This window comes from Streptomyces coeruleorubidus, assembly GCF_028885415.1.
In the GTDB taxonomy this organism is placed as follows: Bacteria; Actinomycetota; Actinomycetes; order Streptomycetales; family Streptomycetaceae; genus Streptomyces; species Streptomyces coeruleorubidus_A.
Window position 1 is genome coordinate 7,537,732 of sequence record NZ_CP118527.1, and the last position, 26,434, is coordinate 7,564,165.

Genomic DNA, 26,434 nt, shown 5'->3' on the forward strand with positions numbered 1-26,434 from the left:
GGGAAGTGTCGGGTTCGCGAACCGTGAGTGACATGATCGGGATCCATGGCCGGTCCCGTTCACGTGAGTGAATGATCACAGGGGGGCATCGTGGAGTGGGTCAGTGGATGATTCCCGTCCGCAAGGCCACCGCGACCATCCCGGCGCGGTCGCCCGTGCCGAGCTTGCGGGCGATGCGGGCGAGGTGGCTCTTGACGGTCAGTGCGGACAGGCCCATCGAGACGCCGATCGCCTTGTTCGACTGGCCTTCCGCGACCAGCCGCAGGACCTCGACCTCGCGGCCGGACAACTCGCGGTAGCCGCCCGGGTGGCTCGGGGCACCCGGGGGGCGGCGGTGCAGGCGTGCGGCGGCGGCGCCGATGGGGGCGGCGCCCGGGCGGGTGGGGAGCCCGACGTTGGTGCGCGTGCCGGTGACGACGTAGCCCTTCACACCGCCGGCGAGCGCGTTGCGCACGGCGCCGATGTCGTCGGCGGCGGAGAGGGCGAGCCCGTTGGGCCAGCCCGCGGCGCGGGTCTCCGACAGCAGGGTGAGGCCGGAGCCATCCGGCAGGTGGACGTCGGCGACGCAGATGTCGCGGGGGTTGCCGATGCGGGGACGAGCCTCCGCGATGGACGAGGCCTCGATGACATCGCGCACACCGAGCGCCCACAGGTGGCGGGTGACGGTGGAGCGGACGCGCGGGTCGGCCACGACCACCATGGCGGTCGGCTTGTTCGGGCGGTAGGCGACCAGGCTTGCGGGCTGCTCGAGGAGAACGGACACCAGGCCTCCTGGGGTGCGGGACGGGGCCGGCTCGTGGGGGTGAAGCCGGGACGAACCGTGCTTTCAAGGTCACAGTCGTCTTCGGCACCCAACCCGTCCGCCTTTAGGGAATGATCACGAATCAGTGATAACAATCCGCGCAATTCGGACATGCGGTCGATCATTCGAAGGTCGAACGGTTTCGGTCTGCGTCGGTACGCGGTCGAAAGTGGCCGTATCGACAAAGTGATTCGGCCAAGAGGGGGACGCAGGTGTGATCGTCGACAGGGCAGCGTTGACCGCCCCGTACAGGTTCGATCAGTACGGGGTCGCAGCAGGTTCGATCAGCGGGACTGCGGGCCCCGCCGCTGGGGCAGCGTCACCACCGACGCGTCGCCCGGCGCGGCCGGCGGCAGCCCCGCGACCTGGGCGAGCAGATCGCACCAGGACGCCAGGTGCGCGGCCGTGTCCGGGACCCCGCCCAGGCCCTCACGCGGCGTCCACGAGGCACGGATCTCGATCTGCGAGGCGGCCGGGCGCGCGGACAGACCGCCGAAGTAGTGCGAGCTGGCCCGCGTGACCGTGCCGCTCGGCTCCCCGTACGTCAGCCCGCGTGTCTGGAGCGCACCGGTCAGCCAGGACCAGCACACCTCCGGCAGCAGCGGGTCCGCGGCCATCTCCGGCTCCAGCTCCGCGCGCACCAGCGTCACCAGCCGGAACGTGCCCTGCCAGGCGTCGTGTCCCGCCGGGTCGTGCAGCAGCACCAGCCGGCCGTCGGCCAGGTCCTCGTCGCCGTCGACGACCGCGGCCTCCAACGCGTAGGCGTAGGGGGCGAGCCGCTTCGGCGGGGGCGTCGGCTCCACCTCGATCTGGGGCCGCAGCCGCGCCGCCTTGAGCGCGTCGACGGCGGCCCGGAAGGGCAGCGGGACGGTGTCCGCCTCCCGCCGGTCTTTCTCGGTGTCCTTCGCTTCGTCCATTCCGCCAGCGCCGTCCGACAGTCGTCCCTGAGCCGCAGCCATGCCGGAAGGTTACGGGGACGGGAGCCCGGGTGCCGGGCTAGACACCCCGCGCCCCTCCAGGGGCTGAATCCCGCCCCTCGGGGGCGTGCGAAACTTGGCCCGTGAGTGCCAACGACGCCCCCCGGGCCCAGCAGCCGTCCGCCCCGTACGACTCCGCCTTCCTCAAGGCCTGCCGGCGCGAGCCCGTGCCGCACACGCCGGTGTGGTTCATGCGGCAGGCCGGGCGCTCACTGCCGGAGTACCGCAAGGTGCGCGAGGGCATCGGGATGCTCGAGTCCTGCATGCGGCCCGAGCTGGTCACCGAGATCACGCTCCAGCCGGTGCGCCGGCACGGCGTCGACGCGGCGATCTACTTCAGCGACATCGTCGTCCCGCTCAAGGCCATCGGCGTCGACCTCGACATCAAGCCCGGCGTCGGCCCGGTCGTCGAGCGCCCGATCCGCACCCGAGCGGACCTCGCCCAGCTGCGCGACCTCACCTCCGAGGACGTCTCCTACGTCACCGAGGCCATCGGCCTGCTCACCCGCGAGCTCGGCGCCACGCCCCTGATCGGCTTCGCCGGCGCCCCCTTCACCCTGGCCAGCTACCTCGTCGAGGGCGGCCCGTCCCGCACGTACGAGAACGCCAAGGCGATGATGTACGGCGACCCCGAGCTGTGGGCCGACCTGCTCGACCGCCTCGCCGACATCACGGCCGCCTTCCTGAAGGTGCAGATCGAGGCGGGCGCCTCGGCGGTCCAGCTGTTCGACTCCTGGGCCGGTGCCCTCGCCCCCGGTGACTACCGGCGCTCGGTGCTGCCGGCGTCGGCGAAGGTCTTCGAGGCCGTGGCCGGATACGGCGTCCCGCGCATCCACTTCGGCGTCGGCACCGGCGAGCTGCTGCGGCTCATGGGCGAGGCCGGTGCGGACGTCGTCGGCGTCGACTGGCGCGTCCCGCTGGACGAGGCCGCCCGCCGCGTCGGCCCCGGCAAGGCACTCCAGGGCAACCTCGACCCGACGGTGCTCTTCGCCACGACGGAGGCCGTCGAGGCCAAGACCCGCGAGGTCCTTGACTCGGCGGCGAACCTGGAGGGCCACGTCTTCAACCTCGGCCACGGCGTCATGCCGTCCACGGACCCGGACGCGCTGACGCGGCTGGTGGAGTACGTGCACACGCGGACGGCCCGCTGACGACAGATGGCGCCCGGCCGGTCCTACCAGCCGGGCCGCGCCCGCCTGCCGAAGACGATGCCGCGCGGCTCCGGCGGCGGCGGTGTGCCCGGCCGCAGCGGCCAGGCGATCAGCATCCCGGCGAGGAAGCCGACGATGTGCGCCGCGTACGCCACCGTGCCGGCGTCGGAGATGCCCTCGCCGGAGGAGTAGACCGCCTGGAGCACGAACCACAGGCCCAACACGGTCCAGGCGGGCAGCCGCAGCGGCAGGAAGACCAGGAACGGGACGAGGACCCAGACCCGGGCCCTCGGATACAGCACCAGATAGGCCCCCAGCACCCCGGCGATCGCCCCGGACGCGCCGATCAGCGGGTCGGCCGAGGCGTTGTTCAGGACCGCGAAGCCGTACGACGCCGCGTAGCCGCAGCCGGCGTAGAAGAGCAGGAAGCGGACGTGGCCCATCCGGTCCTCGATGTTGTTGCCGAAGATCCACAGGAACAGCATGTTGCCCAGCAGGTGCAGCCAGCTGCCGTGCAGGAACATCGCCGTCAGGACGCTCAGTTCCGGCGACTTGTCGTAGGGCGGCGGGCCGACCACACAGCCGGCTCCCTGCGGGCCCACGCCGACCTCGCCCGTGGGCACCAGCCGGGGCATCTGGTGGTGGATCAGCTCCCGTGGCACCGCCGCGTACTGGTCCAGGAACGCCTGGAGGTGGCACAGCTGGGCCAGGCTGCTCTCGCCCACCACGGAACCGGGCATGCCGGGAGTGAGCAGGAACACGACGATGTTGGCGGCGAGGAGGGTGTACGTCACCCAGGGGGTGCGCCGCGCGGGGTTCACGTCATGAACGGGGATGACCACGCCACACGTGTGCCCGGGGCGCCGCCGGTGAATCGGTCTTGTCGCTGAACGCAGCCGTCCGGGCGTGCGTATGTGTCGGCAACCGCCCGCGGCGCGGGGAAGGCGGGTCGCGGGGCCGACGTGAGGAACAGGCGATGAACGACCGAGTTACTCCTCCGATGCACGCACTGCCGGACGGTGAGGCGGAGTTGACGCTGGTGGTGCGGCTCCCCTGGGAGGATGTGGCCCGGCTCGGCCAGGAGGCCGGGCGGCTGGCGACCCAGATGCGGCGGCCCGTGACGCTGGAGGAGGCGGTGAGTCACCGGTTGCGGTCGTCGCGGGTTGCCGCGCATGCCAAGCCGGCGGGGGAGCAGCCGCCGGCGGTGACGGCGGCTTCGGCGTCGGTGTCGTCGTTGCCGTCGCGGCCGCCGGCGGAGCAGGCCCGGCAGGCCATTGACCGGATCAACGGCACGGCTGGGACTGCGTAAGGTTTCGCCGTAGGGGTGTGGGTGCGTTGCCGGGTGCAGGGCCGTTGTGGCCGTTCGCGCAGTTCCCCGCGCCCCTCCCCCCGCACCGTCCCTTACAAAGAACTGCGCACTTTTGCCGTCGCCTTGCGGGCTGCCACCAGTACCGGGTCCCAGACAGGGGAGAACGGTGGGGCGTAGCCCAGGTCCAGCGTGGTCATCTGTTCCGCCGTCATGCCCGCCGTGAGGGCGACCGCCGCGATGTCGACTCGTTTGCCCGCGCCCTCCCGGCCGACGATCTGGACGCCGAGGAGGCGGCCCGTGCGGTGTTCGGCGAGCATCTTGACCGTCATGGGGGAGGCGTCCGGGTAGTAGCCCGCGCGGCTGGTCGACTCGATGGTGACCGCCTCGAAGCGCAGGCCCACGCGGTGGGCGTCCTTCTCGCGCAGTCCCGTGCGCGCGATCTCCAGGTCGCAGACCTTGCTGACCGCCGTGCCGACCACGCCCGGGAACGTGGCGTAGCCGCCGCCGGCGTTGGTGCCGATGACCTGGCCGTGCTTGTTGGCGTGGGTGCCCAGCGCGATGTGCCGTTCCTGGCCGGAGACCAGGTCGAGGACCTCGACGCAGTCGCCGCCCGCCCAGATGTTCTCGTGCCCGCGCACCCGCATCGAGCGGTCGGTGAGGAGACCGTCGTGCGCGCCGAGGGGGAGGCCGGCCGCCTTCGCCAGTGTCGTCTCGGGGCGGACGCCGATGCCGAGCACGACGACGTCCGCCGGGAAGTCGCGGTCCTGGGTGGCCACCGCCCGTACCCGCCCGTCGTCACCCGTCAGGATCTTGGTGACCTCGGCGTCGTTCACCATCGTGATGCCCAGGCCCTCCATGGCCTCGTGCACCAGGCGGCCCATGTCGGGGTCGAGGGTCGACATGGGCTCGCTGCCGCGGTTGACGACCGTCACCTCGTAGCCGCGGTTGATGAGCGCCTCGGCCATCTCCACGCCGATGTAGCCGGCCCCGACGACCACCGCGCGGCGGCCACGCGTGCGTGCCAGCGTGTCGAGCAGCGCCTGGCCGTCGTCCAGCGTCTGCACACCGTGCACCCCGGGGGCGTCCATGCCGGGAATGTCCGGCCGGATCGGCCGGGCGCCCGTCGCGATCACGAGTTTGTCGTACGACGTCCAGGACTCCGCGCCGGACTCCACGTCACGCGCGCGTACCCGCTGCCCGTCGAGGTCGAGCTCCGTGACCTCGGTGCGCAGCCGCAGATCGATGTCCCGCGCGCGGTGCTCCTCGGGTGTGCGGGCGATGAGCCGGTCCCGGTCCGGGACGTCGCCGCCCACCCAGTACGGGATGCCGCACGCCGAGTACGACGTGAAGTGGCCGCGTTCGAAGGCCACGATCTCCAGCTCGTCGGGGCCCCTCAGACGGCGCGCCTGCGACGCCGCGGACATCCCCGCGGCGTCGCCGCCGATCACGACCAGTCGCTCCCTGCGCGTACGGCTCATGTTCATGCGAACACGCTACGGGAGCAGGGCATTTCAGTCCTGCTCGTCAGGCGTCCGCGCGGGCGTGGACTGCGGGGCGGGACGGGCCGTCGGCAGCGGGCCCAGGGCGCTCGCGGCGGATGCGGGGCGCGGGCGGCGGGGGAGGCGGGGGCGTACGACGCGCAGCCACAGCAGCACGAGCAGGGCGCCCACCGTCGCGAACGGCAGGACCGCGCCGACTGCCACCGCGAGCCAGCGCAGCATCGTCACGAACGCGTTCCAGCCGCCCGCGAGCGCGTCCACGAAGCCCGGGTCGTCGTCCTTCGCCTCCTTCTTCACAGGGGTCTCGGACAGCGACAGGGTGATGGTGGCCAGGCTCGTGCGGTCCTTCAGGGACTCCTGGCGCGCGAGCAGCGCCTCCAGGTCGGCCTGGCGGGTGCTGAGCTCGCCCTCCAGGGTCACCACGTCGCTGAGCTTGGTGGCCTGGTCCATCAGCTCGCGGATCCGGGCCACACTCGCGCGCTGCGACTTGATCCGGCTCTCCACGTCCACGACCTGGTCGGTGACGTCCTCCGCCTTCGCGCTGAGGTCGAGGAGCTTGCCCGCGCCCTGCAGCTCGGTGAGGACCTCGTCGTACTTCTCGGAGGGCACGCGCAGCACGACGCGGGTGCGCTCGTGGCCCTCCGCGTCCCGGGTGGTGGTCTCGTTGCCGACGTAACCGCCCGCGTTCTCGGTTCCGGTGCGGGCCTGATCCAGGGCCTTCGGGACGTCCTTGACCTGTACGGTCAGCGAGGCCGTGCGGATGATGTGGGCCGTGGGGAGCTTCGCCGGCGCGGTCGCCCTGGCTCCGCTTCGGGCGCCGCCGGGGGCGGCCTCGTCCCCGCCGGCCTTGTCGTTCGCGTGCGGGGCGGCGACCCCGCGGTCGGCGGCGGTACTGCCGGCGGAGTCCTCGCCCGCGCCGCTGCATCCGGTGAGCGTGAGGGCCGCGGCCAGCAGGAGCGCGGCGAGGGCCGGGACGGGGTGGCGGGCGGGTCGTCGTGTGCGCATGTGGGCATCCCCCGGAGGATCGGTTCGGCTGATGCTTCTTCGACGCCCGGGCGGCGCCGGACGTTTGGTCCTGGACGGTTCCGATGCGGTCACGGTCGGGACTCGTGAAGGACACCGGGGCGCGGCAGCGCTGTCAGTGAGGTCTGAGAGGCTGGGGGCATGCGCGAAGTTCAAGCCCGTGCGGGCACGGGGCAGGTCGTCGTCATCGGGGCGGGAATCGCGGGACTGGCCGCCGCGCACCGGCTGCTGGAGCGCGGGGCGCGGGTGACCGTGCTGGAGGCCTCCGACCGGGTCGGCGGCAAGCTGCTGCACGGGGAGATCGCGGGCGCGCGCGTGGACCTCGGCGCCGAGTCGATGCTGGCCCGCCGCCCCGAGGCCGTGGCGCTCGCCCGGGAGGTGGGCCTCGCCGACCGGCTCCAGCCGCCCGCGACCGCGACGGCCTCGATCTGGACCCGGGGCGCGCTGCGCCCGATGCCCAAGGGACACGTGATGGGCGTGCCCGGCACGGCGGCGGCCCTGTCCGGCGTGCTGTCCGACGAGGGCCTCGCCCGCATCGACCGCGACGCCGAGCTGCCCCGCACGGAGGTCGGCGACGACGTGGCCGTCGGGGAGTACGTGGCCGCGCGCCTCGGCCGCGAGGTCGTCGACCGCCTGGTGGAACCCCTGCTGGGCGGCGTCTACGCGGGCGACGCGTACCGCATCTCGATGCGCTCGGCCGTCCCGCAGCTCTTCCAGGCCGCCCGCAGCCACACCTCTCTGACCGAGGGGGTCCGCGAGCTCCAGGCGAAGGCGGCCGCCGCCCAGCAGACCGGCCCCGTGTTCATGGGCCTCCAGGGCGGCGTCGGCACCCTGCCCCTCGCGGTGGCGGAGTCGGTGCGGGCACGCGGCGGCGAGATCCTGACGGGAACGCCGGTGACGGAGCTGAGCCACAGCGCCGCGGACGGCGGCGGATGGCGCGTGGTCGCGGGTGAGCGGGTGCTGCACGCGGACGCGGTCGTGCTCGCCGTCCCCGCCCCGGCCGCCGCCCGGCTCCTGCGCACCGAGTCCCCCGGGGCCGCCGCCGAGCTCGGCGGCGTCGAGTACGCCTCCATGGCCCTGGTCTCCCTCGCCTACCGCCGCGCCGAGACGGCCCTCCCCGAGGGTAGCGGCTTCCTCGTGCCGCCGGTCGACGGGCGCACCATCAAGGCCTCCACCTTCGCCTCGCAGAAGTGGGGCTGGATCGCCGACGAGAACCCTGACCTGGTCGTCCTGCGCACCTCCGTCGGACGGCACGGCGAGACGGAGATCCTCCAGCGCGACGACGACGGGCTCGTGGCGGTCTCCCGGCACGACCTGAAGGCGGCGACCGGCCTGGACGCCACCCCCGTCGCCACCCGCGTCACCCGCTGGGACGACGGCCTGCCTCAGTACCCCGTCGGCCACCACGCGCGCGTGGCCCGCATCCGCGAGCACGTCGCGAAGCTCCCGGGGCTCGCCGTGTGCGGCGCGCCGTACGACGGCGTCGGCATCCCGGCGTGCATCGCGAGCGCGTACGCCGCGGTCGGCCAGATCCAGGGTGACCTGCGGGCTGTGCAGGAGCTCACCGCCCACCCGGTGCAGAGCCTGCACGGCGGAGCGGGAGAATGAGGAGCATGAGTGACGACGCCTCCACCACGGCCTCCAGCGCCACGCCCGACCGCATCCCGAACAAGGGCAAGCTGGCCAAGGACCTCAACGAGGTCATCCGCTACACGCTCTGGTCCGTCTTCAAGCTGAAGGACGTCCTCCCCGAGGACCGCGCCGGGTACGCCGACGAGGTCCAGGAGCTGTTCGACCAGCTCGCCGCCAAGGACGTGACCATCCGCGGCACGTACGACGTCTCGGGCCTGCGCGCCGACGCCGACCTCATGATCTGGTGGCACGCGGAGACCAGCGACGCGCTGCAGGAGGCGTACAACCTCTTCCGCCGCACGAAGCTGGGCCGGGCGCTCACGCCGGTGTGGTCGAACATGGCGCTGCACCGGCCCGCCGAGTTCAACCGCTCGCACATCCCGGCGTTCCTCGCCGACGAGACGCCCCGCAACTACGTGAGCGTCTACCCCTTCGTGCGCTCCTACGACTGGTACCTGCTGCCCGACGAGGACCGCCGCCGCATGCTCGCCGACCACGGCAAGATGGCCCGCGGCTTCCCGGACGTGCGCGCCAACACGGTCGCCTCGTTCTCCCTCGGCGACTACGAGTGGCTCCTCGCCTTCGAGGCCGACGAGCTGTACCGCATCGTCGACCTCATGCGCCACCTGCGCGCCTCGGAGGCGCGTCGGCACGTGCGCGAGGAGGTCCCGTTCTTCACGGGCCGCCGCAAGGACATCGCGGAGCTGGTCGCGGGTCTGGCCTGATCAGCGGAGCGGTCGTTCGGCCCCGGGCTGCTCCGGGGCCGCCGAGCGCGGCTGCGGCTGCGGCTTCGGTTCCGGACGCGCGGCGCACTCCGCACCCCGTCCCGGCAGCCGGCCCTCCAGGAGGTACGCCTCCATGTGGCCGTTGACGCAGGCGTTCGGCCCGCCCGCCAGGCCGTGCGCGCCGGCGTCCCGCTCCGTCACCAGGACCGAGCCCGCGAGGCGGCGGTGGAGTTCGAGGGCGCCGTCGTACGGCGTGGCGGCGTCCCGCTCGGCGGCCAGGATCAGCGTCGGCGGCAGTTCGCCCGGCCCGGTGCCGACGTCGAGCGGACGCTGCCGCGGCCCCGCCCAGTAGGCGCAGGGCAGGTTCGTCCACACGTTGTCCCAGGTCTCGAAGGGCGCCACCCGCGCGAGCCGGGTGTTGTCCCGGTCCCACACCTCCCAGTCCGTCGGCCAGGGGGCGTCGTTGCACTCGACGGCCACGTAGACGGCGCGTGAGTTCTCCGCCTCGACGGCGGCCTCCGGGTGCTGTGCCGCCTGCTCGACCAGCGGCCCGGGATCGCCCTTGAGATACGCCGACAGCGCGTGCGCCCGGTGCGGCCACTGGTCGTCGTAGTACCCGGCCTGGAGGAACGCCCCCTGCAACTGCCCCGGCCCGACCTTTCCGCCGGCCGGTTCGACGGCCAGCCGCGCGCTCGCCCGCTCGTAGCCGCGCCGCACCTCCCGCGCTGTCCTGCCCAGCCCGTACACGTCGTCGTGCCGGGCGATCCACCTCCGGAAGTCCCGCCAGCGGCCCTCGAACGCCGCCGACTGGTCGAGGTTGTTGCGGTACCAGATCTGCGCCGGGTCGGGATCGACCGCCGAGTCGAACACCATCCGCCGTACGTGGCCGGGGAACAGCGACGCGTACAGCGACCCGAAGTACGTGCCGTACGACGAGCCCATGAAGGTCAGCCGTTCCTCGCCGAGCGCGGCGCGCAGCACGTCGAGGTCGCGGGCGTTGTTCAGCGAGTGGTAGTGCCGCAGCGCGCCGCCGGCCCGCTCGGCGCAGCCGCGCGCGTACACCTTCGCCTGCGCGATGCGTTCCTTCTTGTGCGACTCGGAGGGGTGCGTCGGCGCCTGCGTGGGTCCCTTGAAGAACCGCTTGGGATCCATGCAGGACAGCGGTGCGGAACGGCCCACCCCGCGCGGCGCGTAGCCGACGAGGTCGTACGCGGCCGCGATCCGCTTCCACTCGGGGAGCAGGCCGACGAGGGGGAAGTACAGGCCGGAGGCGCCCGGGCCGCCCGGGTTGTGGACCAGGGCGCCCTGGCGGCGGACCTTGCGTTTGCTGTTGTGCGGGTCCTTGTGCGTGGCCCGGGCACGGCCGACGGCGAGCTCGATCTGCCTGCCGTCGGGCTGTGCGTAGTCCAGCGGGACGGTGACCGTGCCGCACTGCATGGTGCCGGGCAGGTCCTGCGCGTCGGGACACGGGCCGAAGTCGATGCCGGCCGCCTTCGCCCGGGCGGCGGCCACCGCGGTGCCGCGCAGCTCGGCCGCGGCCCTCGCGCCAACGGTGTCCGGGGCGGCGGTGAGGGCGCTCAGCAGCAAGGATCCTGCTGTCGAGTAGAGGAGGGCGGCTCTCATCGCGTATCCCTTCGGTGCACGGTGGCGACAAAAGGGATGTTTCGTGGGGCGGTTGGGGAAGGCAAGCACCGTCCGCCGGTGTCGGCGCCGATGCCCCTGTGCGCCCCCGGCCTGTCAGTCGTGTGCCCAGGGGGTGTCCGTGAAGGCGGCGCGCAGGTCCGGTTCGCCGATCGCGCGGACGCCGCGTACGGCCACGGAGGTGAGGTACGTGCGGTCGTCGGCGGTGCCGTCCGCTTTCCGGGTCAGTGCGCCGAGCAGCCGCCGGCCGGCCGGGGAGGCCCAGCGCGAGTACGGGTGGACCTCGATGCGGGCGACGGCGAGGCAGCTCAGGGTCAGGGCGAGCGGCAGCGCGAACCACAGGGCCACCAGATGACGCGGCATGTCCGGCGGAGCGGGCGTCAGCAGCGCGGCGACGCCGAGAACGAGTACGGCGACGGCAGCCACGCGCACCTGCCGGACGGCCGCCGCGACCGTCGTACGGGCGCTGTCGGGCACCGCGAGCCCCGCGCGCACCAGCCGGTCGGCGATACCGCGCACCGCGTCCGCCGTGGCGGCGGTGGCCCGCACCGGCGCGATCCGGGACTGCCCCTCGGGGCCGATGGCCCCGATGACCGACCGCTCCATCTCGTCCCGCCCGCGCGGATCCACGACCGTCGCCCAGCCGGTGTGGGCCAGGAGCAGCCGGCGCTGGCGCGCCATGGCGACGAGGGTGACGTCGGCGACCCGCCGGGGCCCGCCGGAGAGGAACGCGGCCTCGTAGAGCGTGAGTTCATGGGTGTGGCCGGTGTCCGCGTCAGCGGCTGCGGCGCGTACGGCGGCCAGGCACAGGCGGGTGCACGCCGTGCCGGCCACGGCCCAGGCCGCCAGCAGGAAAAGAACCCAGAGCATATGTTGTTTGTATGTGACACGGTCCCGGAAACACCATGCCCCGTTCACGATCCGGACGCAGTGTTGTCGGTATGTGACGTTCCGTTTCACTGCTCCGGCGGCGGGCGGAAGGTGGGCGGCGGAAGCGTGAAGGACGGGCCCGGGGCTGGAGCCGTGGGCGAGGCCGGATCAGGGAACGCCGTCGGGGGAGTGCTGCCGCCGGCCATGTCGCGGGCCACGGCGTCGAAGTCGACGTAGCCCGTGGCCTCCAGGACCTTGATGTGGTCGAGGACGGTCGTGTTGGCGTCGTCGGCGAGGTCGCGCACCAGCGAGTTGCGCGTGCTCGCCCGGACCTGGGCGACGACCGAGAAGACCCTGCCGTGCGCCAGTCGCAGGATGTTGGCGAACTGGCGGTCGTACTCGGCACCCTGTGCCGCGTCCAGGGTTTCCAGCCACTGCTTCTGCTGGTCGCTGGGCTCGTCCGGCAGGGCGAGATTCAGCCGCGAGGCGACACCGCGCACCCGTTCGTCGAGGAACCTGTGCCCCTCGACGAGATGCCGACCCGCCGTCCGGACGGCCGGCGTCGTCCCCTTCGCCTGCGCCTGCCGCCCCGCGGGCAGCTCCCACAGCCCGGCCAGCCGGACCTTGACGAGGAAGTCCTGGTCGAGCGCGGACAACGGGCCGTAGCTCGTGCGCAGGGTCTGGGCGCTCAGCACGTCCGGTCCCGCCCCCGGCCGGTCGGTGTACGGCCAGAGGGAGAAGACCAGCGCGGCGAGCGTCGCCGTCAGACACGTGACGATGAGCCCCGTGCCGCTGACGATGCCTCGGCCCTTGACGGGGGGTCGCGGTCGCATGGTGGTGCCTCCTGGTACGGCACCGCGCACGCTAGTGCGCTTCGGGTGCGGAGTTGACATGTTACTGCGGGGTCTACGCCAACTGCCGTACAGGGGCGAATGGTTGTAACGGGGGGCAGGACGGGACGATTGGGGGAGGCGTGACGGGGGACTCGCCGGGCCAAAGAGGCGCAAAACATTCCATGGCTCCAGGCGGGCGGGACCGGGGTGTCAGCCCCGGCACACTCGCGCGCGGACTGGCCGGGCGGGCGACTAGCCCACGCGGGTCCTCCGTGCCACCGGGACGCCGTCACGGCGGTGTGGCCCGTGGCCGCCACCCGCCCGATGGGCCATGTTGCTGACCGTCGAGCCGATCGGCACCGGCCGGATGCGAAGGAGGCCCTGGGTGGGTGAGCTGTACATCGACGGCGAGTGGACCAAGGCGGCGGCCGGTGGCCGGCGGGAGGTGGTCAACCCCTACGACGCCTCCGTCGTCACCACCGTCGACGAGGCCGACGCCACCGACGTGGACCGCGCCGTGCGCGCCGCCCGGCGTGCCTTCGACGAGGAGGACTGGGCGAACGCCGGCTCCCGCCGCCGGGCCGACCTCCTGCTGCGCGTCCGTGACCTGCTGCTGCGCGACCAGGAGGACATCGCCCGCACCGAGACCCTCGACACCGGCAAGACGCTGGCCGAGGCCCGCATCGACGTGGAGGACGTGGCGAACGCCTTCCGCTACTACGCCGAACTCGCGGGCAAGGACGGCGGCCGGGTCGTGGACGTCGGCCCGGACGTCCTCAGCCGCGTCGTCTACCAGCCCGTCGGAGTCTGCGCGCTCATCGCCCCCTGGAACTACCCGCTGCTCCAGGCCTCCTGGAAGGTCGCCCCGGCGCTGGCCGCCGGCAACACCTTCGTCCTCAAGCCCAGCGAGACCACACCGCTCACCACGATCGCCATGATCCGGCTCATCGAGGAGGCCGGCGCACCGCCCGGCGTCGCCAACCTGGTGCTGGGCTCCGGGGCGAGCGTCGGCGCGGCCCTGACCAGCCACCCCGAGGTCGACCTGGTGTCCTTCACCGGCGGCCTGACCACCGGCCGGTCCATCATGGCCAGCGCCGCCGAGGGACCGCGGAACATCGCCCTGGAACTCGGCGGCAAGAACCCCAACATCGTCTTCGCGGACGCCGACTTCGACGCCGCCGTGGACTACGCGCTGGACGCCGCCTTCCTGCACTCCGGCCAGGTCTGCTCGGCCGGTTCGCGCCTGCTGGTCCAGGACTCGCTGCACGACCGGTTCGTCGGGACCCTCGCCCGCCGCGCGCAGGCCATCCGGCTCGGCAACGGCCTGGAGGAGGGCACCGAGAGCGGCCCGCTCAGCTCCGCCGAGCACCGCGAGAAGGTCGAGCGCTACATCGCCATCGCCCAGGAGGAGGGCGCCCGGCTCGTCACCGGCGGCACCCGCCCCGACGACCCCGCCCTGAGCCGCGGCTTCTTCCTGCTGCCGACGGTCTTCGCCGACTGCGACCGCTCCATGCGGATCGTCCAGGAGGAGGTCTTCGGCCCGGTGGTCACCGTCGAGCGCTTCGGCACCGAGGACGAGGCGGTGGAACTGGCCAACGACACGCGCTACGGCCTGGCCGGCGGTGTGTGGACCTCCGACGCGAGCCGCGCCCAGCGCGTCGCCCAGCGGCTGCGGCACGGCACCGTCTGGATCAACGACTTCCACCCCTATGTGCCGCAGGCCGAGTGGGGCGGCTTCGGCCGCTCCGGCGTCGGACGCGAACTCGGCCCCACCGGGCTGCGCGAGTACCAGGAGGCCAAGCACATCTACCAGAACCTCGCCCCCGCCCCCTCCGGCTGGTTCAAGGGCTGAACCCCCGCCGGCACACCGCCCGCCCGTGGCGCGAGGAACGATCCCGTGGCGCGAGGAAGGACCCCGTGGCGCGAGGAAGGACCCCGTGGCGCAGGGAACGACCCCGTGACGCAAGAGAACGACACAGAAAGCAGGGCACCGCATGGCCCCGACCACCGCGCACGGCGCCGAGTCCGCCTACGACTACGTCATCGTCGGCGGCGGCACGGCCGGCTGCGTGCTCGCCGCCCGCCTGAGCGAGGACCCCGACTGCCGCGTCTGCGTCGTCGAGGGCGGCCCCAGCGATGTCGGCGACGAGCGCATCCTGCGCCTGCGCAACTGGATCAACCTGCTGGGCTCGGAGTTCGACTACGGCTACACCACCGTCGAGCAGCCGCGCGGCAACTCCCACATCCTGCACTCACGGGCCCGCGTCCTGGGCGGCTGCTCCTCGCACAACACGCTGATCAGCTTCCTGCCGCTGCCGCAGGACCTCGACGAATGGGTGAGCCGGGGCTGCTCCGGCTGGGACCCGGCGACGATCCTCCCCTACCGCGACCGGCTGCTCACCCGGATCGTCCCGGTGGCCGAGGCCGACCGCAATCCCATCGCCAAGGACTTCGTCACCGCCGCCTCCCGCGCCCTCGGCGTCCCCGTCGTCGACGACTTCAACGCCGAGCCCTTCGCCGACGGCACCGGCTTCTTCTCGCTGGCCTACCGGCCGGAAGGCAACCTGCGCTCCTCCGCCTCCGTCGCCTACCTCCACCCCGTCCTGGACCGGCCCAACCTCACGCTCCTGCTGGAGACCTGGGCGCACCGGCTGCTCTCCGACGAGTCGGGCCGGCTGACCCGCGTCGCCGTCCGAAACGCCGACGGCGAACCCGCCACCGTGCGGGCCGAGCGCGAACTCCTGCTGTGCGCGGGCGCCATCGACACCCCGCGCCTGCTGATGCTCTCGGGCCTCGGTCCGGCCGACGACCTGCGGGGCCTCGGCATCGACGTACGGGCCGACCTGCCCGGCGTGGGCGAAAACCTGCTGGACCACCCCGAGTCCGTGATCGTCTGGGAGACGGCGGGGCCGCTGCCGCCCAACTCCGCGATGGACTCCGACGCCGGCCTGTTCCTGCGCCGCGACAAGGGCCAGCCCCGCCCCGACCTGATGTTCCACTTCTACCAAGTGCCGTTCACCGTCAACACCGAGCGTCTGGGCTACCCCGTGCCGCCGTACGGGGTGTGCATGACGCCGAACGTGCCGCGTGCCCGCTCCACCGGCCGCATGTGGCTGCGCAGCGCCGACCCCGCCGAGCATCCCGCCCTGGACTTCCGGTACTTCACCGACCCCGAGGGGCACGACGAGCGCACCATCGTGGACGGGCTGAAGGTCGCCCGCGAGGTCGCCGCCACCGACCCGCTGCGCGACTGGCTCGTCCGTGAGGTCGCGCCCGGCCCGGACGTCGTCTCCGACGCCGGCCTGTCCGAGTACGGCCGCCGTGCGGCGCACACCGTCTACCACCCGGCGGGCACCTGCCGCATGGGCGCCCCGGACGACGCGATGGCCGTCTGCGACCCGGAGTTGAGACTGCTCGGCGTCGAGGGCGTGCGGATCGTCGACGCGTCGGTGTTCCCGACGATGCCCACCATCAACCCGATGGTGACCGTCCTGCTCGCCGCCGAACGCGCCGCCGATCTGATCCTCGACCGTCCCGGCCCCGCGGAACAGGAGGCCCCGCAGTGACCAGTCCCCAGCCTCCCGCACCGGCGGCCGGCACGCCCTCAGGAGAGCCCGGCTCGGAGTTCCGCAAGGACATGGGGCCCTGGGCCAACTTCGCGCTCGGCTTCACCTACCTCTCCCCGGTGGTGAGCACCTACACCCTCTTCGGCACCGCGATCGTCGACGGCGGACCGCCGATGATCTGGGCGTTCGTGCTGGCCGGCTGCGGACAGTTCCTCGTGGCGCTGATCTTCGGCGAGATCGTCGCCCAGTACCCCATCGCCGGCGGCGTCTATCCCTGGGCCCGGCGGCTGTGGGGCAAGCGCTGGGCGTGGATGACCGGCTGGGTGTACATGTGGGCGCTGCTGGTGACCATCACCTCCGTCGCCTACGGCGCCGGCCCCTACATCGCCATCCTCTTCGGCTTCGACACCACCGTGCACACCACCGTGCTGTGCACCGCCGTGCTCATCGTCGTCGCCGTCCTCATCAACTACATGGGGACCAAGGCACTGTCGGCGGCGGCCGTCATCGGCTTCGCGGGCGAGCTCATCGGCGCTCTCGTCGTCGGCATCTACCTGCTGTCGACCCACCGTCACCACGGCGTCGGCGTCATCTTCGACACCTACGGCACCGAGGGGGACGGCTCCTACCTGCCGGCGTTCCTCGCGGCCGCGATCATCGGCTTCTACCAGTACTACGGCTTCGAGGCGTGCGGCGACACCGCCGAGGAGGTCGCCCACCCGGGCCGTGTCATCCCGCGCGCGATGCGCCGCACCATCTACATCGGCGGTGCCGCGGCCACGTTCACCTGTATGTCGCTGCTGCTGTCGGTCACGGACTTCAACGCGGTCATCTCGGGCGAGCAGGCCGACCCGGTGGTGGACGTGCTGTACGACGCCATGGGCGAGGCCGGGGCGCGGATGGTGATGGCCGTGGTGCTGATCTCCTTCCTGTCCTGCACGATCAGCCTCCAGGCCGCGGCCGGGCGGCTCATCTACTCCTACGCCCGTGACGAGATGGTCGCCGGGCACCGGCTGCTGCGGCGGTTCTCCCACGCCCGCGCCGTGCCCGGGTACGCGCTCCTGGTGTCGGCCGCCGTGCCCCTGCTCATCGCCTTCGCCTCGCTGTTCTCCGAGGACGCCCTCACCAACATCGTCTCGTTCGCGATCCTGGGCATCTACGGCTCGTTCCAGATGGTCGTGCTGGCCGCGCTGCGGGCCCGGCTCAAGGGGTGGCGTCCGGCGGGGGAGTTCACCCTGGGCCGCTGGGGTCTTCCCGTGAACATCGGGGCGCTCGCCTACGGCATCTTCGCCATCGTCAACATCTGCTGGGCCCGCAGCCCGGAGAAGCCGTGGTACGAGAACTGGATCGTCCTGCTGTGCGGTGCCGTGGTGGTGGGTACCGGCGTGCTGTACATGTTCACCACCCACCACTACGGCCGGGGCGACGCGCCTGCCGGTGACGCCGTGCCGAAGGACAAGGCCCTGTCGAAGGACTGACAGCGGACGGGCGGGCCCTCGGATCAGCGCCGGAGCAGCGCTTTCCGGGTGGCGCGGGCCAGCCGGCGCACCGGGCGCCGCGATCGCGGCGCCGGTCCCGACCGCTCAAGCCACCACTCCCGCAGCTCCCGCCGCGCCGCGGCGTCCCCGGGCCGCCCGGCGGACAGCAGGTGCTCGGCGAAGGTGAGCGCGTCGCGCCGGTAGCCGCCGGTCATCGGCTGGGTCTGGGCGTACGCGAGGAAGGCCGTACGGTAGACCGCCCCGAGTATCTCCGGCAGCTCGGGCGCGACCTTCGCCACGACATCCGCCCGCTTGGCGGCCAGCGCCCGAGCCTGTACGCCGACTCGCACCCGGTCGAACCCCTCGGGCACGGGCGTCCCCGCGACCAGCGCCGACAGCAGCGCGGCCTGCGCGAGCCCGAGCCGCTGCCGGGCCCCGTCCCCGCCGGGCCCACCGGGGTGGGGCAGGCCGAAGGCGCCCCGTGCCGCCCCGACCGCCCCGTCCTCATCGACCCGTCCGGCCCCACCGACCAACACACCCGCGACGCCCCGGGCTTCATCCCGCGACCCAACGCCGGGCTGTGACTGGCCCCCTGCGTGCTTCTCGGTACCGGGCTGCGACCCCCGGGCCTCTTCGGGCCGTTGGGCGGCGGGCCGTGTCGCCGCCTGGCCGGGCCTGCGGGGGCCGGGCGCTGACCGGGTCTCTTCGTACCTCTCGGTGCCGTCCCGGTCGCGCCGCAGGACCGAGGCCTTCTCTCCGGGTGCGTCACTGGTCAGGGGCCCGCCGGGCCCGGTCTCCGCGCGTCGTACGGCGAGTGCGTTGCCCGCCGAGCGGACCTCCGCCTTCACGCGCTCCACGGCGCCCGCCTCCAACGCCCTGCGGATCGCCCCCAGCTCGCTCTCCAGCTCCGCCGGTTCCGGGAAGTTCTCGTCGCGTTCCAGGAGGACTCCCGGCGGGGACACGCGGGATGCGAGGTCGGTCAGGATGTCGAGGACCGGGCGGGGGACGGGGTGGGCGTGGCTGTCGTGCCAGACGCCGTCGCGTTCGAAGCCGCCGGCGACATGGACGTAGGCGATGGCCTCCAGGGGCAGCTCGGCGAGGGCCTTGGCCGGGTCCTCGGCGCGGTTCACGTGGTTGGTGTGCAGGTTGGCCACGTCGATGAGGAGCCGGACGCCCGTGCGGTCGGCGAGCTCGTACAGGAACTGGCCCTCCGTCATCTCCTCGCCCGGCCAGGAGATCAGCGCGGCGATGTTCTCGACGGCCAGCGGCACCGGCAGCGTCTCCTGCGCGATGCGTACGTTCTCGCACAGGACGTCGAGGGCGTCCCGGGTCCGGGGGACGGGCAGCAGATGGCCCGCCTCCAGGTGCGGGGTCGCCGTCAGGGCACCGCCGGCCCGTACGAACGCGATGTGCTCGGTGACCAGCGGCGAGCCGAGTGCCTCGGCCCGTTCGGCCAGCGCGGTCAGACGGCCTTCGTCGGGGCGGTCCGCACCTCCCAGGCCGAGCGAGACGCCGTGCGGCACCACGGTGACGCCGCGCTCGCGCAGCCGCCGCAGCGACTCGGGCAGATGCCCGGGGCAGACGTTCTCGGCCACGGCCTCGACCCAGTCGATGCCCGGCATGCGCTCCACGGCGTCCGCGATCTCCGGTCGCCACCCGATGCCCGTCCCCAGTCGTTCCATCGTCCCCTCCTCCGCACAGCCGGTTCCTCGAACGTGAGGGGGGTATGGCCCAGCCGCCCGTCCCCGAACCCCGCCACGGGCGCCTTCAGAGGAACATTTGAGGTTCGGCCCACCGACGGCTCACCGGCTCCACCGACGGAGGCACCGGGCTCGCGCCACCCCCCGAAGCGTCGTAGACCGGACGTATGCGCGATGGCAGCGAACAGGCGGCCCCGGCCTCGCCCCGGCGGGTGTGGGCCGGTGCCGGGGGACTGGTGGTCGCCGTCGGCACAGCCTACTTCCTGCTCCCGCTGGAGGGGCTCGGCGGCGACCGCCCCTGGCTGGGCTGGCCGCTGTTCGCCCTGTGCCTGGGGCTGCTGGCCGCGCTGCTGCTGCGCCAGGTGCGCGACGTCGTGCTGGAGAAGCCGCACACCCGGCCGGGCGTCATGATCCCGCTGCTGATGTGCCTGGCCGTGCTAGTCTTCTCGTCGGGCTACTACGCCCTCGCCCAGCGGCCGGGCCAGTTCACCTGGCCTGAGCACCCGCGTCGACGCGCTGTACTTCACCGTCGTCACGCTCGCGACCGTCGGCTACGGGGACATCACCCCGAGCGGGCAGGAGGCCCGTCTGGTGACCGTCGCTCAGATCCTGTACACGTTCGTCTTCCTCACGGCGGCGGCCACCGCGCTCTCGCGCCGGCTGCACGCGGTGGTCGCCGCGCGCGACCGGCGCCCGCCGCCCTCCTGAACCGCGGCGGCTGCTACGCCGCGCGGGACGAGCGGTAGTTGAACACCGACCACAGCACGAACAGGCCGGTCACGATCATGATGATCGACCAGAACGGCTGGTACGGCAGCCACATGAAGTTCGCGATCAGCGCCAGTCCCACCACGACCGCGCCCACGACCCGGGCCCAGGCGGCCCCGGTGAACAGGCCGAACCCGGCCGCCACCACGAGCACACCGACGACCAGGTGGATCCAGCCCCACGCGGTCAGGTCGAACTCGAAGACGTACTCGCCGAAGCTCGTGTACACCTCGTCGTCGGCGATCGCCGCGATGCCCTGGAGCACCGCGAACAGGCCGTAGACGACCATCAGGGTGCCGCCGAGAGCGAGGCCCCCGGCCGCCCACTGGTCGCCGGAACCGGCCGGGCCGGGGCCGCCGGGCGACCGGTCGTCGGGGGCGGGCGGAGCGGGGGGAGGGGGCGCGGCGCTGGTCATGGCTGCCTCCTGGGTCGGGGTTGCTGGTAACCCCACTGGAGCACCCGTCCGCGACCGGCGCGCCTGCGGCTACTCCGAACGGGTGGACGCCGGGTCGCCCGGCGCGTACGGCTCCCGGCGCAGCGCCGGGTGGTCCGCGACCACCGTGCACGAGCCGGGCGCGATCTCCGTGAACCCCGCGTCGCGGACCAACGGCAGGCCGCTGCCCGTCAGTTCGGGCCAGCGGGCCGGGTCGGCCGTCCGTACGGAGAGCGCGAAGCCCGCGTCGTGCCAGGCGGCCCGCTCCTCGTCGGGCAGTTCCCACCAGGCCAGTTGCGCGGCGTGTCCGGCCTGGGCCATCGCCTTGCCGGCCGACATGCCGAGGTCCGGGTTCAGCCACAGCACGGGCGCGGCCGGGTCCGCGTCCACCGGCGGCTCCGGATCGTCCAGGTCGGTGCCGGAGACCTGGAGCCGGGCCAGGTCCTTGGGCCAGCCGTCCTGCGGGACCGGCGGGAAGACCCGCACCTGGGCCGACTTTCCGGTGACCGTGATGCCGGGCAGCGCCTCCGCCCGCCGCCACTCGGCGCCGCGTGCCCGCCGCACCACCTTGCGGATCCGCGAGTCCTGCCAGTCCCGCACCGCCTGCGCCCACTCACCGTCGCCGGCCGACCGCTCGTCGCCGAGGATCGTCAGCACGGCCCGCGCGGCCGTCTCCAGCGCGTCCGTACGCGCCGGCGGGTCCGCCCGCTCGATCCGCACGACCAGCGGCAGCACGAACTGCGGTGCCGTGTCGCGGGCCGAGGGCTCGGACCGGAAGGGGCTGTCACTCACGGGCGTCGGGTCTTCGCTCACGAATCCCAGTGTGCCAGCCGGAAGATCGTGCAGGATGGCCGCATGCGACCCGACCTGTGCCTGGAGAACGCGGGCCGCCGCTACGGCCTGCGCGGCCCCTGGGTGTTGCGTGGTGTCGACCTGACGGTGGCGCCCGGCCGGCTCGTCCGCGTCGAGGGCGGCAACGGCACCGGCAAGTCCACGCTCCTGCGGCTGCTCGCCGGCATCGACGCCCCCAGCGAGGGCCGGATCACCGGCCGCCCGCGCACCGCGTACGTCCCCGAGCGGTTCCCGCCTGCCCTGCCGTTCACCGCCGCCGGCTACTTGACCCACCTCGGCGCCGTGCACGGCCTGACCCGCACGGCGGCCGCCCGCGCCGCCGCCGAGTGGCTGGAGCGTCTCGGCGCCGCCACCTACGCCGAAACACCCATGGCACGGCTGTCGAAGGGCAGCAGCCAGAAGGTCGCCGTCGCCCAGGCCCTGCTCGCGGAGCCGGAGCTGCTGGTGCTGGACGAGGCGTGGACCGGCCTGGACAGCGACGCCCGCGCCGAGTTGGAGCGGGCGGTCGCCGAGCGCACCGCGGCCGGTGGATCCGTGGTGTTCGTCGACCACGACCCGCGCCGCCTGGCGGGCCTGCCCGACGCGACGTACACCGTGCGCGACGGGAGCCTCGTCGAGCGCGCCGGGCCGGGACCGCTGCCGTCCGGACCGCAGGTCACGGTCGAGGTCCAGGGCCCGCCGGACGGACGGCTTCCCGACGACGTGCGGCGGACCGTCACCTCCGCCGAGGAGACCGCGCCGGGCAGCCACCGCCTCACCGTCCCCGCCCCGCACTCCGACGTCCTGCTCCGCGCCCTGCTCACGGCGCGCCCGCCCTGGCACGTGGTGAGTGTGGCGCGGCAGCCGGACGCCCCCGAGAGCTGCCGATGACCGCCCTCCTGCGCTACCACGCCGCCCTGCTGCTGCGCTCCCAGCGCTGGCTGCCGCCGTTCCTGCTCTACGCCGCCTTCCTCGCGATCAGCGTCCAGGCCGGGCAGCCGGTGCTCGACTCGCTCGGCTACTCCGCCGCCGCGCTGCTGCCCGTCGCCGCCTGGCTGGCGCGGATCTGTGCCACGGCCGAGCCGCAGTCGGCGCGCGGCTGCGTGGCGGCGGCCGTCGGGCCCGCACGCGCCCACGTGGCCTGTCTGCTGGTGGCGTTGTCCGGCGCGGCGGCGCTCGGCACGGTCGCGACCCTCGTCGTGACGCTGCTGAGCGCTCCGGTCGCCTCGGACCACCGCACCCCGGTGCCGCTCGCCCCCGCCTGCGGGGCCGGGCTGCTCGCCGCCCTGGCCTGCGCCCTGCTCGGCACGGCCGTCGGCGCGCTCACCAGCCGGCCGCTGCTGCGGTCGCGGGGCCGTGCCGTCCTGGCCCTGCTGCTCGCGGCGCTGCTGTCCCTGGTGGCCACCGGCTCCCCGGCCCAGGCGGCGGTGCGGGGCCTGGTGACCGGCTCACGGTCGGGCACCGTCCCGCTGCCGCTGCTGCCCCTGGCCGCAGCAGCCCTGGTCGCGGCCGCCGCGCTGGCCCTGGCCGGTGCGCTCGCCGCCCGCAGATCACCCTGAGCAGGCCGTGCGCTGCGCCTCCTGCCACTCGCAGACCGGGCAGAGGGTGATGCCCTTGTACGACTCCGGGTACTCCGTCGGCTCCCGGCACAGCACACTCCCCCACTCTCGGCTGCGCTCGAGCGGGGGGACCCCCATCGCGTACGGCGGCCCGTCCGCCCGGGGCGGCCTGGTCGCGTCGATCAGGCAGTAGTCGTCCTCGCTCACACGTCCAGCGTAGGCCGGTCAGCGTGCCTCCGGGCGGGTCCGCGCCCCGCTGTCCGCCGCCCCGATCAGCTCGGACACCTTCACGAACCGGAAGCCCTCGCGGCGCAGCTCGGGCACGATCGTGCGCACCGCCCGTTCGGTCGCCGGGGCGGCGCTGCGCGTGCAGTGCAGCACGACCACCGACCCCGGCCGTACCCCGTCGAGCACTCGCCGGGCGACCACGTCCGGGTCCGTCTCGAACGCGTCGCCGCCGACCACGTCCCACTGCACGACGGTCACGCCGACCGGCGTCAGCGCCTTCAGCGCCCGCCGGTCGTAACAGCCGCCGGGGAAGCGGAAGTACGGCATCGGATCCGCCACACCGGCCTTCCGGAACGCGGCGTACGCCCGCTGCACGTCCGACCGCATCCGCCCCTCGGGCACGGTCGGCAGGCCGTAGCAGTCCCGTGTGTACGCGTAGTGGCTGTAGGAGTGGTTGGCGACCTCGAAGAGCGGGTCCCGGCCGATGGAACGGGCCTGGTCCGGGTACTGCTCGGCCCACCTCCCGGTCATGAACACGGTGGCGGGCACCCTCAGCGCCCGCAGCGTCGAGATCAGCCGCGGATGGTCGAACCGCTCACCCGCCGCCGCCCGTGCCCCCTGCCCGGCGGTCATGTCGGCGTCGAAGGTGAGCGCGACGGTCCTGCCGCGGGTGCGGGGACCGTGCTCGAAGACGGGGGTCAGGCCGGCGGGGCCGGGGGCGAGGGTCGGAGGGCGCAACGGCGGTGCGGACACCGACGGCGGGGTCGCCTGCGGGGGCCGGTCGGTCCCGCAGGCCGCGAGGGCCGTGCCCAGGGCACAGACGGCGGTGACACGGCGGAGAAGGGTGATCATCGTATGAAGATATGAGCGGGATCATCCTGTTATGCGTGTTGGTTGCGGGCGTCACCCGGCCGTCAGATGTCCCGCTGCTCCAGCGGCTTGGTCGCCGGGCCCTGGATCACCTTGCCGTCCGTGTCGAAGCGGGAGCCGTGGCAGGGGCACTCCCAGGCACGTTCGGCGGAGTTGAAGGCGACCATGCAGCCCAGGTGGGTGCAGCGGGCGGAGACGGAGTGCAGGTTGCCGTCGTCGTCCCGGTAGACCGCGAGGCGGTGGTGCCCGTCGGCGCGGACCACGGCGCCCTCACCGGGTGGCAGGGACTCCACCGGCGGCGCGGGCCGCAGCCGGTCCCCGACGAAGTGGCCGGCGACCTTGGCCTGGGTCTTGAGGAACGACGGCGCCTCCCGCACGGCGGGCTTCAGCCGGCGCGGGTCGTACAGCCCGCTCCACTCGCGCTCCTCGCCGGTGATCTGCGCGGTGAGCAGGCTGCCCGCCATGATGCCGCCGGTCATGCCCCAGCCGCCGAAGCCGGTGGCCACATAGGCGTGCCGGGCGCCCGGGTGCAGTGGGCCGACCATCGGCACGGTGTCCGTGGGGTCGATGTCCTGAGTGGCCCACCGGTGCGTGACGTCCAGGTCCGGGAAGTGCTCGGTGGCCCAGGCGGTGAGGCGTTCGAAACGGGCCCGCGTGTCGCCCGTACCCGGCGTGAAGTGCTCGCCGGTGACCACGAGCAGGCGCCGGTCGCCCTCGTAGGGCGCGGTGCGCACCGAGCGGACGCCCTCGTCGGGCGTGATGAACATGCCGTCCGGGTCCTGGTCCGCGGGGATCGTCCCGGCGACGACCAGCTCGCGGCGCGGCGCCAGCCGGGCGAACAGCAGGGCCCGGTCGAAGATCGGATAGTGCGTCGCGACGACGACGTCCCGGGCCCGCACCGTCGCCCCGGTCGTGGTCGACAGCCGGCACGGCTCGCCCTCGTCCAGACCGAGGACCGTGGTGTCCTCGAAGATCCGCCCGCCGCGTTCGACCAGGTCGGCGGCGACGGCCAGCAGGTACTTGCGGGGGTGGAACTGGGCCTGGCCGGTGACCCGGACCGCGCCCGCCACCGGGAAGGGCAGCCCGGTCTCCGTCACGAACGAGGCGGGCAGCCCCGCCTCGGCGGCCGCCCGTGCCTCGGCGCGCAGTTCCTCCAGCCGGCCTGCGTCGCACGCGTACGTGTAGGCGCTCCGGGTCTCCCACTCGCAGTCGATGCCCAGCTCCTCGACGATCCCGGCCGCGCGTTCGATCGCCTCGGACTGGGACCGGGCGTACAGCCGCGCGCCCTCGGGGCCGCGGGTGCGGCGCAGCTTGTCGTAGACGAGCGTGTGCAGGGCGGTGACCTTGGCGGTGGTGTGCCCGGTGACCCCGGCCGCGACCCGCCCGGCCTCCAGCACCGCCACGCTCCGCCCCGTCCGCGTCAGCTCCCACGCCGTGCTCAGTCCGGCGATCCCGGCGCCGATCACCGCCACGTCGACGTCCAGGTCCTCCGTCAGGGCCGGATGACGGCCGTCCGGTGCGGTTTCCAGCCAGTACGAGCTGCTGACCTGTGACTTCTCGCTCATGAGCCACCGGGTACCCCCGACCGCCCGCTTCAGTGTCCGGCGGGTCGCTTTACAGAAGGGACCGGCAGGACTAACGTACAACCAAATGGTTGTAGATGAGCTGGACGAAGAGACCGTGGACCGGCTGTTCCACGCCCTGGCCGACACCACACGCCGGGACATACTGCGCCGCTGCGTGCGCGGGAAGCTGTCGGTCTCCCGGCTGGCCGAGGCCTATCCGATGAGCTTCGCGGCCGTGCAGAAGCACGTCGCGGTGCTGGAACGGGCCGGTCTCGTCAGCAAGCAGCGCAGCGGACGGGAGCAGCTCGTGCGCACCGACCCCGACGCGGTGGGCCGCGCCCGCCAGGCCCTCGACGAGCTCGAGTCGGCATGGCGCGGGCGCGTGGACCGGATGGCCCGGCTGCTCGCGCAGGATCCCGGCACCGAAGAGCCGCAAGACCCCGGTACCGAAGAGAACGACACCCCGGAAGGACCCGAGAGATGAGCGTCACCAGTGTCGACAAGGACCTCGACAACCTCACCCTCACCCTGATCGCCGACTTCGCCGCCCCGGTGGAGCGGGTGTGGCGGCTGTGGGCCGACCCCCGGCAGCTGGAGCGCTGGTGGGGCCCGCCGACCTACCCGGCGACCGTGGAGGAGCACGACCTGACCCCCGGCGGAGAGGTCACGTACTTCATGACCGGCCCGGAGGGCGACCGACACCGCGGCTGGTGGCGGATCACCTCGGTCACCGAGCCGACGTCCCTGGAGTTCACCGACGGCTTCGCCGACGACGACGGAAAGCCCAAGGACGACATGCCGACCATGTCCGTGACGGTGCGGCTCAGCGAACACGGCGGCGGCACCCGGATGGAGATGCGCTCCCTGTTCGACTCCCGTGAGCAGATGGAACAGCTGATCACCATGGGCATGGAGGAGGGCCTGAAGGAGGCCGTCGGCCAGATCGACGCCCTGCTCGCCTCCTGACCCGGCCC

The 26,434-nt window shown here is 73.3% G+C and carries 25 protein-coding genes and 1 pseudogene; 12 read left to right on the forward strand and 14 right to left on the reverse strand.

Translation table 11 applies throughout. The features are described from left to right. Positions 1-100: 100 nt before the first annotated feature. Entirely contained in the window at positions 101-763 is a 663-nt protein-coding gene (locus PV963_RS34895; protein WP_003993737.1) for a response regulator transcription factor, read from the reverse strand. A gap of 323 nt (positions 764-1,086) precedes the next feature. Next, positions 1,087-1,761, reverse strand: coding sequence for a DUF3000 domain-containing protein (locus tag PV963_RS34900; protein WP_274820451.1), 675 nt, complete (start codon positions 1,759-1,761; stop codon positions 1,087-1,089). A 101-nt stretch (positions 1,762-1,862) separates the two neighbouring features. Here PV963_RS34900 and hemE point away from each other — a divergent pair, with 101 nt between their 5' ends. Continuing rightward, entirely contained in the window at positions 1,863-2,930 is a 1,068-nt protein-coding gene (hemE, locus tag PV963_RS34905) for a uroporphyrinogen decarboxylase (protein WP_274820452.1), read from the forward strand. Between the two features lie 23 nt (positions 2,931-2,953). On the opposite strand, the gene PV963_RS34910 is transcribed toward hemE, so the two are convergent. After that, positions 2,954-3,772, reverse strand: a complete 819-nt coding sequence (locus PV963_RS34910) for a rhomboid family intramembrane serine protease (RefSeq protein ID WP_274820453.1) — start codon at positions 3,770-3,772, stop codon at positions 2,954-2,956. A 134-nt stretch (positions 3,773-3,906) separates the two neighbouring features. Here PV963_RS34910 and PV963_RS34915 point away from each other — a divergent pair, with 134 nt between their 5' ends. Next, a complete protein-coding gene (locus tag PV963_RS34915) occupies positions 3,907-4,239 on the forward strand; it encodes a hypothetical protein (protein ID WP_274820454.1) in 333 nt (110 codons plus the stop codon). Between the two features lie 92 nt (positions 4,240-4,331). Here PV963_RS34915 and PV963_RS34920 read toward each other — a convergent pair whose 3' ends face one another. Together PV963_RS34920 and PV963_RS34925 are read right to left on the reverse strand one after the other, a co-directional pair. After that, complete coding sequence (locus tag PV963_RS34920) at positions 4,332-5,723, reverse strand: FAD-dependent oxidoreductase (protein ID WP_274820455.1); 1,392 nt, start codon at positions 5,721-5,723, stop codon at positions 4,332-4,334. A gap of 27 nt (positions 5,724-5,750) precedes the next feature. Further along, on the reverse strand, positions 5,751-6,743 hold the full coding sequence (locus tag PV963_RS34925) for a DUF4349 domain-containing protein (protein WP_274820456.1): 993 nt from the start codon (positions 6,741-6,743) through the stop codon (positions 5,751-5,753). Between the two features lie 159 nt (positions 6,744-6,902). On the opposite strand from PV963_RS34925, the gene hemG reads away from it, so the two are divergent. Both hemG and hemQ read left to right on the forward strand, forming a co-directional pair. Continuing rightward, on the forward strand, positions 6,903-8,369 hold the full coding sequence (gene hemG, locus PV963_RS34930) for a protoporphyrinogen oxidase (RefSeq protein ID WP_274820457.1): 1,467 nt from the start codon (positions 6,903-6,905) through the stop codon (positions 8,367-8,369). Between the two features lie 5 nt (positions 8,370-8,374). Further along, on the forward strand, positions 8,375-9,118 hold the full coding sequence (gene hemQ, locus PV963_RS34935) for a hydrogen peroxide-dependent heme synthase (RefSeq protein ID WP_274820458.1): 744 nt from the start codon (positions 8,375-8,377) through the stop codon (positions 9,116-9,118). On the opposite strand, the gene PV963_RS34940 is transcribed toward hemQ, so the two are convergent. The 3 genes from PV963_RS34940 to PV963_RS34950 all read right to left on the reverse strand — a co-directional run bounded on the left by PV963_RS34940 (position 9,119) and on the right by PV963_RS34950 (position 12,462). Further along, entirely contained in the window at positions 9,119-10,741 is a 1,623-nt protein-coding gene (locus PV963_RS34940) for an alpha/beta hydrolase (RefSeq protein ID WP_274820459.1), read from the reverse strand. 114 nt (positions 10,742-10,855) lie between these two features. Continuing rightward, complete coding sequence (locus tag PV963_RS34945; RefSeq protein WP_274820460.1) at positions 10,856-11,629, reverse strand: TIGR04222 domain-containing membrane protein; 774 nt, start codon at positions 11,627-11,629, stop codon at positions 10,856-10,858. A gap of 86 nt (positions 11,630-11,715) precedes the next feature. Continuing rightward, on the reverse strand, positions 11,716-12,462 hold the full coding sequence (locus tag PV963_RS34950; protein WP_274820461.1) for a DUF4142 domain-containing protein: 747 nt from the start codon (positions 12,460-12,462) through the stop codon (positions 11,716-11,718). Positions 12,463-12,847: 385 nt separating this feature from the next. Between PV963_RS34950 and PV963_RS34955 the strand changes: the two genes are divergently transcribed. The 3 genes from PV963_RS34955 to PV963_RS34965 all read left to right on the forward strand — a co-directional run bounded on the left by PV963_RS34955 (position 12,848) and on the right by PV963_RS34965 (position 17,506). Then, the gene (locus PV963_RS34955) at positions 12,848-14,314 is read left to right on the forward strand and encodes an aldehyde dehydrogenase family protein (protein ID WP_274820462.1); all 1,467 of its coding nucleotides are present in this window, start codon (positions 12,848-12,850) and stop codon (positions 14,312-14,314) included. Between the two features lie 142 nt (positions 14,315-14,456). After that, complete coding sequence (locus PV963_RS34960) at positions 14,457-16,028, forward strand: GMC family oxidoreductase (protein ID WP_274820463.1); 1,572 nt, start codon at positions 14,457-14,459, stop codon at positions 16,026-16,028. 71 nt (positions 16,029-16,099) lie between these two features. Beyond that, positions 16,100-17,506, forward strand: a complete 1,407-nt coding sequence (locus PV963_RS34965; protein ID WP_425541045.1) for an APC family permease — start codon at positions 16,100-16,102, stop codon at positions 17,504-17,506. A gap of 23 nt (positions 17,507-17,529) precedes the next feature. Here PV963_RS34965 and PV963_RS34970 read toward each other — a convergent pair whose 3' ends face one another. Further along, the gene (locus PV963_RS34970; protein ID WP_274820465.1) at positions 17,530-19,188 is read right to left on the reverse strand and encodes a DUF692 domain-containing protein; all 1,659 of its coding nucleotides are present in this window, start codon (positions 19,186-19,188) and stop codon (positions 17,530-17,532) included. A 185-nt stretch (positions 19,189-19,373) separates the two neighbouring features. On the opposite strand from PV963_RS34970, the pseudogene PV963_RS34975 reads away from it, so the two are divergent. Then, positions 19,374-19,914 (forward strand): annotated as a pseudogene (locus PV963_RS34975) (potassium channel family protein). Between the two features lie 13 nt (positions 19,915-19,927). Here the strand turns inward: PV963_RS34975 and PV963_RS34980 are convergent. Together PV963_RS34980 and PV963_RS34985 are read right to left on the reverse strand one after the other, a co-directional pair. Next, a complete protein-coding gene (locus PV963_RS34980; protein WP_274820466.1) occupies positions 19,928-20,389 on the reverse strand; it encodes a DUF7144 family membrane protein in 462 nt (153 codons plus the stop codon). Positions 20,390-20,458: 69 nt separating this feature from the next. Then, the gene (locus tag PV963_RS34985; protein ID WP_274820467.1) at positions 20,459-21,220 is read right to left on the reverse strand and encodes an aminoacyl-tRNA hydrolase; all 762 of its coding nucleotides are present in this window, start codon (positions 21,218-21,220) and stop codon (positions 20,459-20,461) included. A gap of 42 nt (positions 21,221-21,262) precedes the next feature. Here PV963_RS34985 and PV963_RS34990 point away from each other — a divergent pair, with 42 nt between their 5' ends. Continuing rightward, complete coding sequence (locus PV963_RS34990; protein ID WP_274820468.1) at positions 21,263-22,129, forward strand: ABC transporter ATP-binding protein; 867 nt, start codon at positions 21,263-21,265, stop codon at positions 22,127-22,129. Next, on the forward strand, positions 22,126-22,797 hold the full coding sequence (locus tag PV963_RS34995) for an ABC transporter (RefSeq protein WP_274820469.1): 672 nt from the start codon (positions 22,126-22,128) through the stop codon (positions 22,795-22,797). Before PV963_RS34990 ends, PV963_RS34995 begins: the two co-directional genes overlap by 4 nt. Here PV963_RS34995 and PV963_RS35000 read toward each other — a convergent pair. From PV963_RS35000 to PV963_RS35010, 3 genes are all read right to left on the reverse strand, one after another. Continuing rightward, the gene (locus tag PV963_RS35000; protein WP_274820470.1) at positions 22,789-23,004 is read right to left on the reverse strand and encodes a hypothetical protein; all 216 of its coding nucleotides are present in this window, start codon (positions 23,002-23,004) and stop codon (positions 22,789-22,791) included. The genes PV963_RS34995 and PV963_RS35000 overlap by 9 nt on opposite strands. A gap of 18 nt (positions 23,005-23,022) precedes the next feature. Beyond that, positions 23,023-23,877, reverse strand: coding sequence for a polysaccharide deacetylase family protein (locus tag PV963_RS35005; RefSeq protein WP_274820471.1), 855 nt, complete (start codon positions 23,875-23,877; stop codon positions 23,023-23,025). 62 nt (positions 23,878-23,939) lie between these two features. Beyond that, entirely contained in the window at positions 23,940-25,460 is a 1,521-nt protein-coding gene (locus tag PV963_RS35010; protein ID WP_274820472.1) for an FAD-dependent oxidoreductase, read from the reverse strand. 85 nt (positions 25,461-25,545) lie between these two features. On the opposite strand from PV963_RS35010, the gene PV963_RS35015 reads away from it, so the two are divergent. After that, entirely contained in the window at positions 25,546-25,944 is a 399-nt protein-coding gene (locus PV963_RS35015; RefSeq protein WP_274820473.1) for an ArsR/SmtB family transcription factor, read from the forward strand. Next, positions 25,941-26,426, forward strand: coding sequence for an SRPBCC family protein (locus PV963_RS35020; protein ID WP_274820474.1), 486 nt, complete (start codon positions 25,941-25,943; stop codon positions 26,424-26,426). Before PV963_RS35015 ends, PV963_RS35020 begins: the two co-directional genes overlap by 4 nt. The last annotated feature ends 8 nt before the right edge of the window (positions 26,427-26,434 follow it).

Coding starts and splice junctions, on each gene's coding strand:
- PV963_RS34900 (WP_274820451.1), bottom strand. CDS start 1,761: ATGGCTGCGGCTCAGGGACGACTGTCGGACGGCGCTGGCGGAATGGAC.
- PV963_RS34915 (WP_274820454.1), top strand. CDS start 3,907: ATGAACGACCGAGTTACTCCTCCGATGCACGCACTGCCGGACGGTGAG.
- PV963_RS34920 (WP_274820455.1), bottom strand. CDS start 5,723: ATGAACATGAGCCGTACGCGCAGGGAGCGACTGGTCGTGATCGGCGGC.
- PV963_RS34925 (WP_274820456.1), bottom strand. CDS start 6,743: ATGCGCACACGACGACCCGCCCGCCACCCCGTCCCGGCCCTCGCCGCG.
- hemG (WP_274820457.1), top strand. CDS start 6,903: ATGCGCGAAGTTCAAGCCCGTGCGGGCACGGGGCAGGTCGTCGTCATC.
- hemQ (WP_274820458.1), top strand. CDS start 8,375: ATGAGTGACGACGCCTCCACCACGGCCTCCAGCGCCACGCCCGACCGC.
- PV963_RS34940 (WP_274820459.1), bottom strand. CDS start 10,741: ATGAGAGCCGCCCTCCTCTACTCGACAGCAGGATCCTTGCTGCTGAGC.
- PV963_RS34945 (WP_274820460.1), bottom strand. CDS start 11,629: ATGCTCTGGGTTCTTTTCCTGCTGGCGGCCTGGGCCGTGGCCGGCACG.
- PV963_RS34950 (WP_274820461.1), bottom strand. CDS start 12,462: ATGCGACCGCGACCCCCCGTCAAGGGCCGAGGCATCGTCAGCGGCACG.
- PV963_RS34960 (WP_274820463.1), top strand. CDS start 14,457: ATGGCCCCGACCACCGCGCACGGCGCCGAGTCCGCCTACGACTACGTC.
- PV963_RS34965 (WP_425541045.1), top strand. CDS start 16,100: ATGGGGCCCTGGGCCAACTTCGCGCTCGGCTTCACCTACCTCTCCCCG.
- PV963_RS34970 (WP_274820465.1), bottom strand. CDS start 19,188: ATGGAACGACTGGGGACGGGCATCGGGTGGCGACCGGAGATCGCGGAC.
- PV963_RS34980 (WP_274820466.1), bottom strand. CDS start 20,389: ATGACCAGCGCCGCGCCCCCTCCCCCCGCTCCGCCCGCCCCCGACGAC.
- PV963_RS34990 (WP_274820468.1), top strand. CDS start 21,263: ATGCGACCCGACCTGTGCCTGGAGAACGCGGGCCGCCGCTACGGCCTG.
- PV963_RS34995 (WP_274820469.1), top strand. CDS start 22,126: ATGACCGCCCTCCTGCGCTACCACGCCGCCCTGCTGCTGCGCTCCCAG.
- PV963_RS35005 (WP_274820471.1), bottom strand. CDS start 23,877: ATGATCACCCTTCTCCGCCGTGTCACCGCCGTCTGTGCCCTGGGCACG.
- PV963_RS35010 (WP_274820472.1), bottom strand. CDS start 25,460: ATGAGCGAGAAGTCACAGGTCAGCAGCTCGTACTGGCTGGAAACCGCA.
- PV963_RS35015 (WP_274820473.1), top strand. CDS start 25,546: ATGGTTGTAGATGAGCTGGACGAAGAGACCGTGGACCGGCTGTTCCAC.
- PV963_RS35020 (WP_274820474.1), top strand. CDS start 25,941: ATGAGCGTCACCAGTGTCGACAAGGACCTCGACAACCTCACCCTCACC.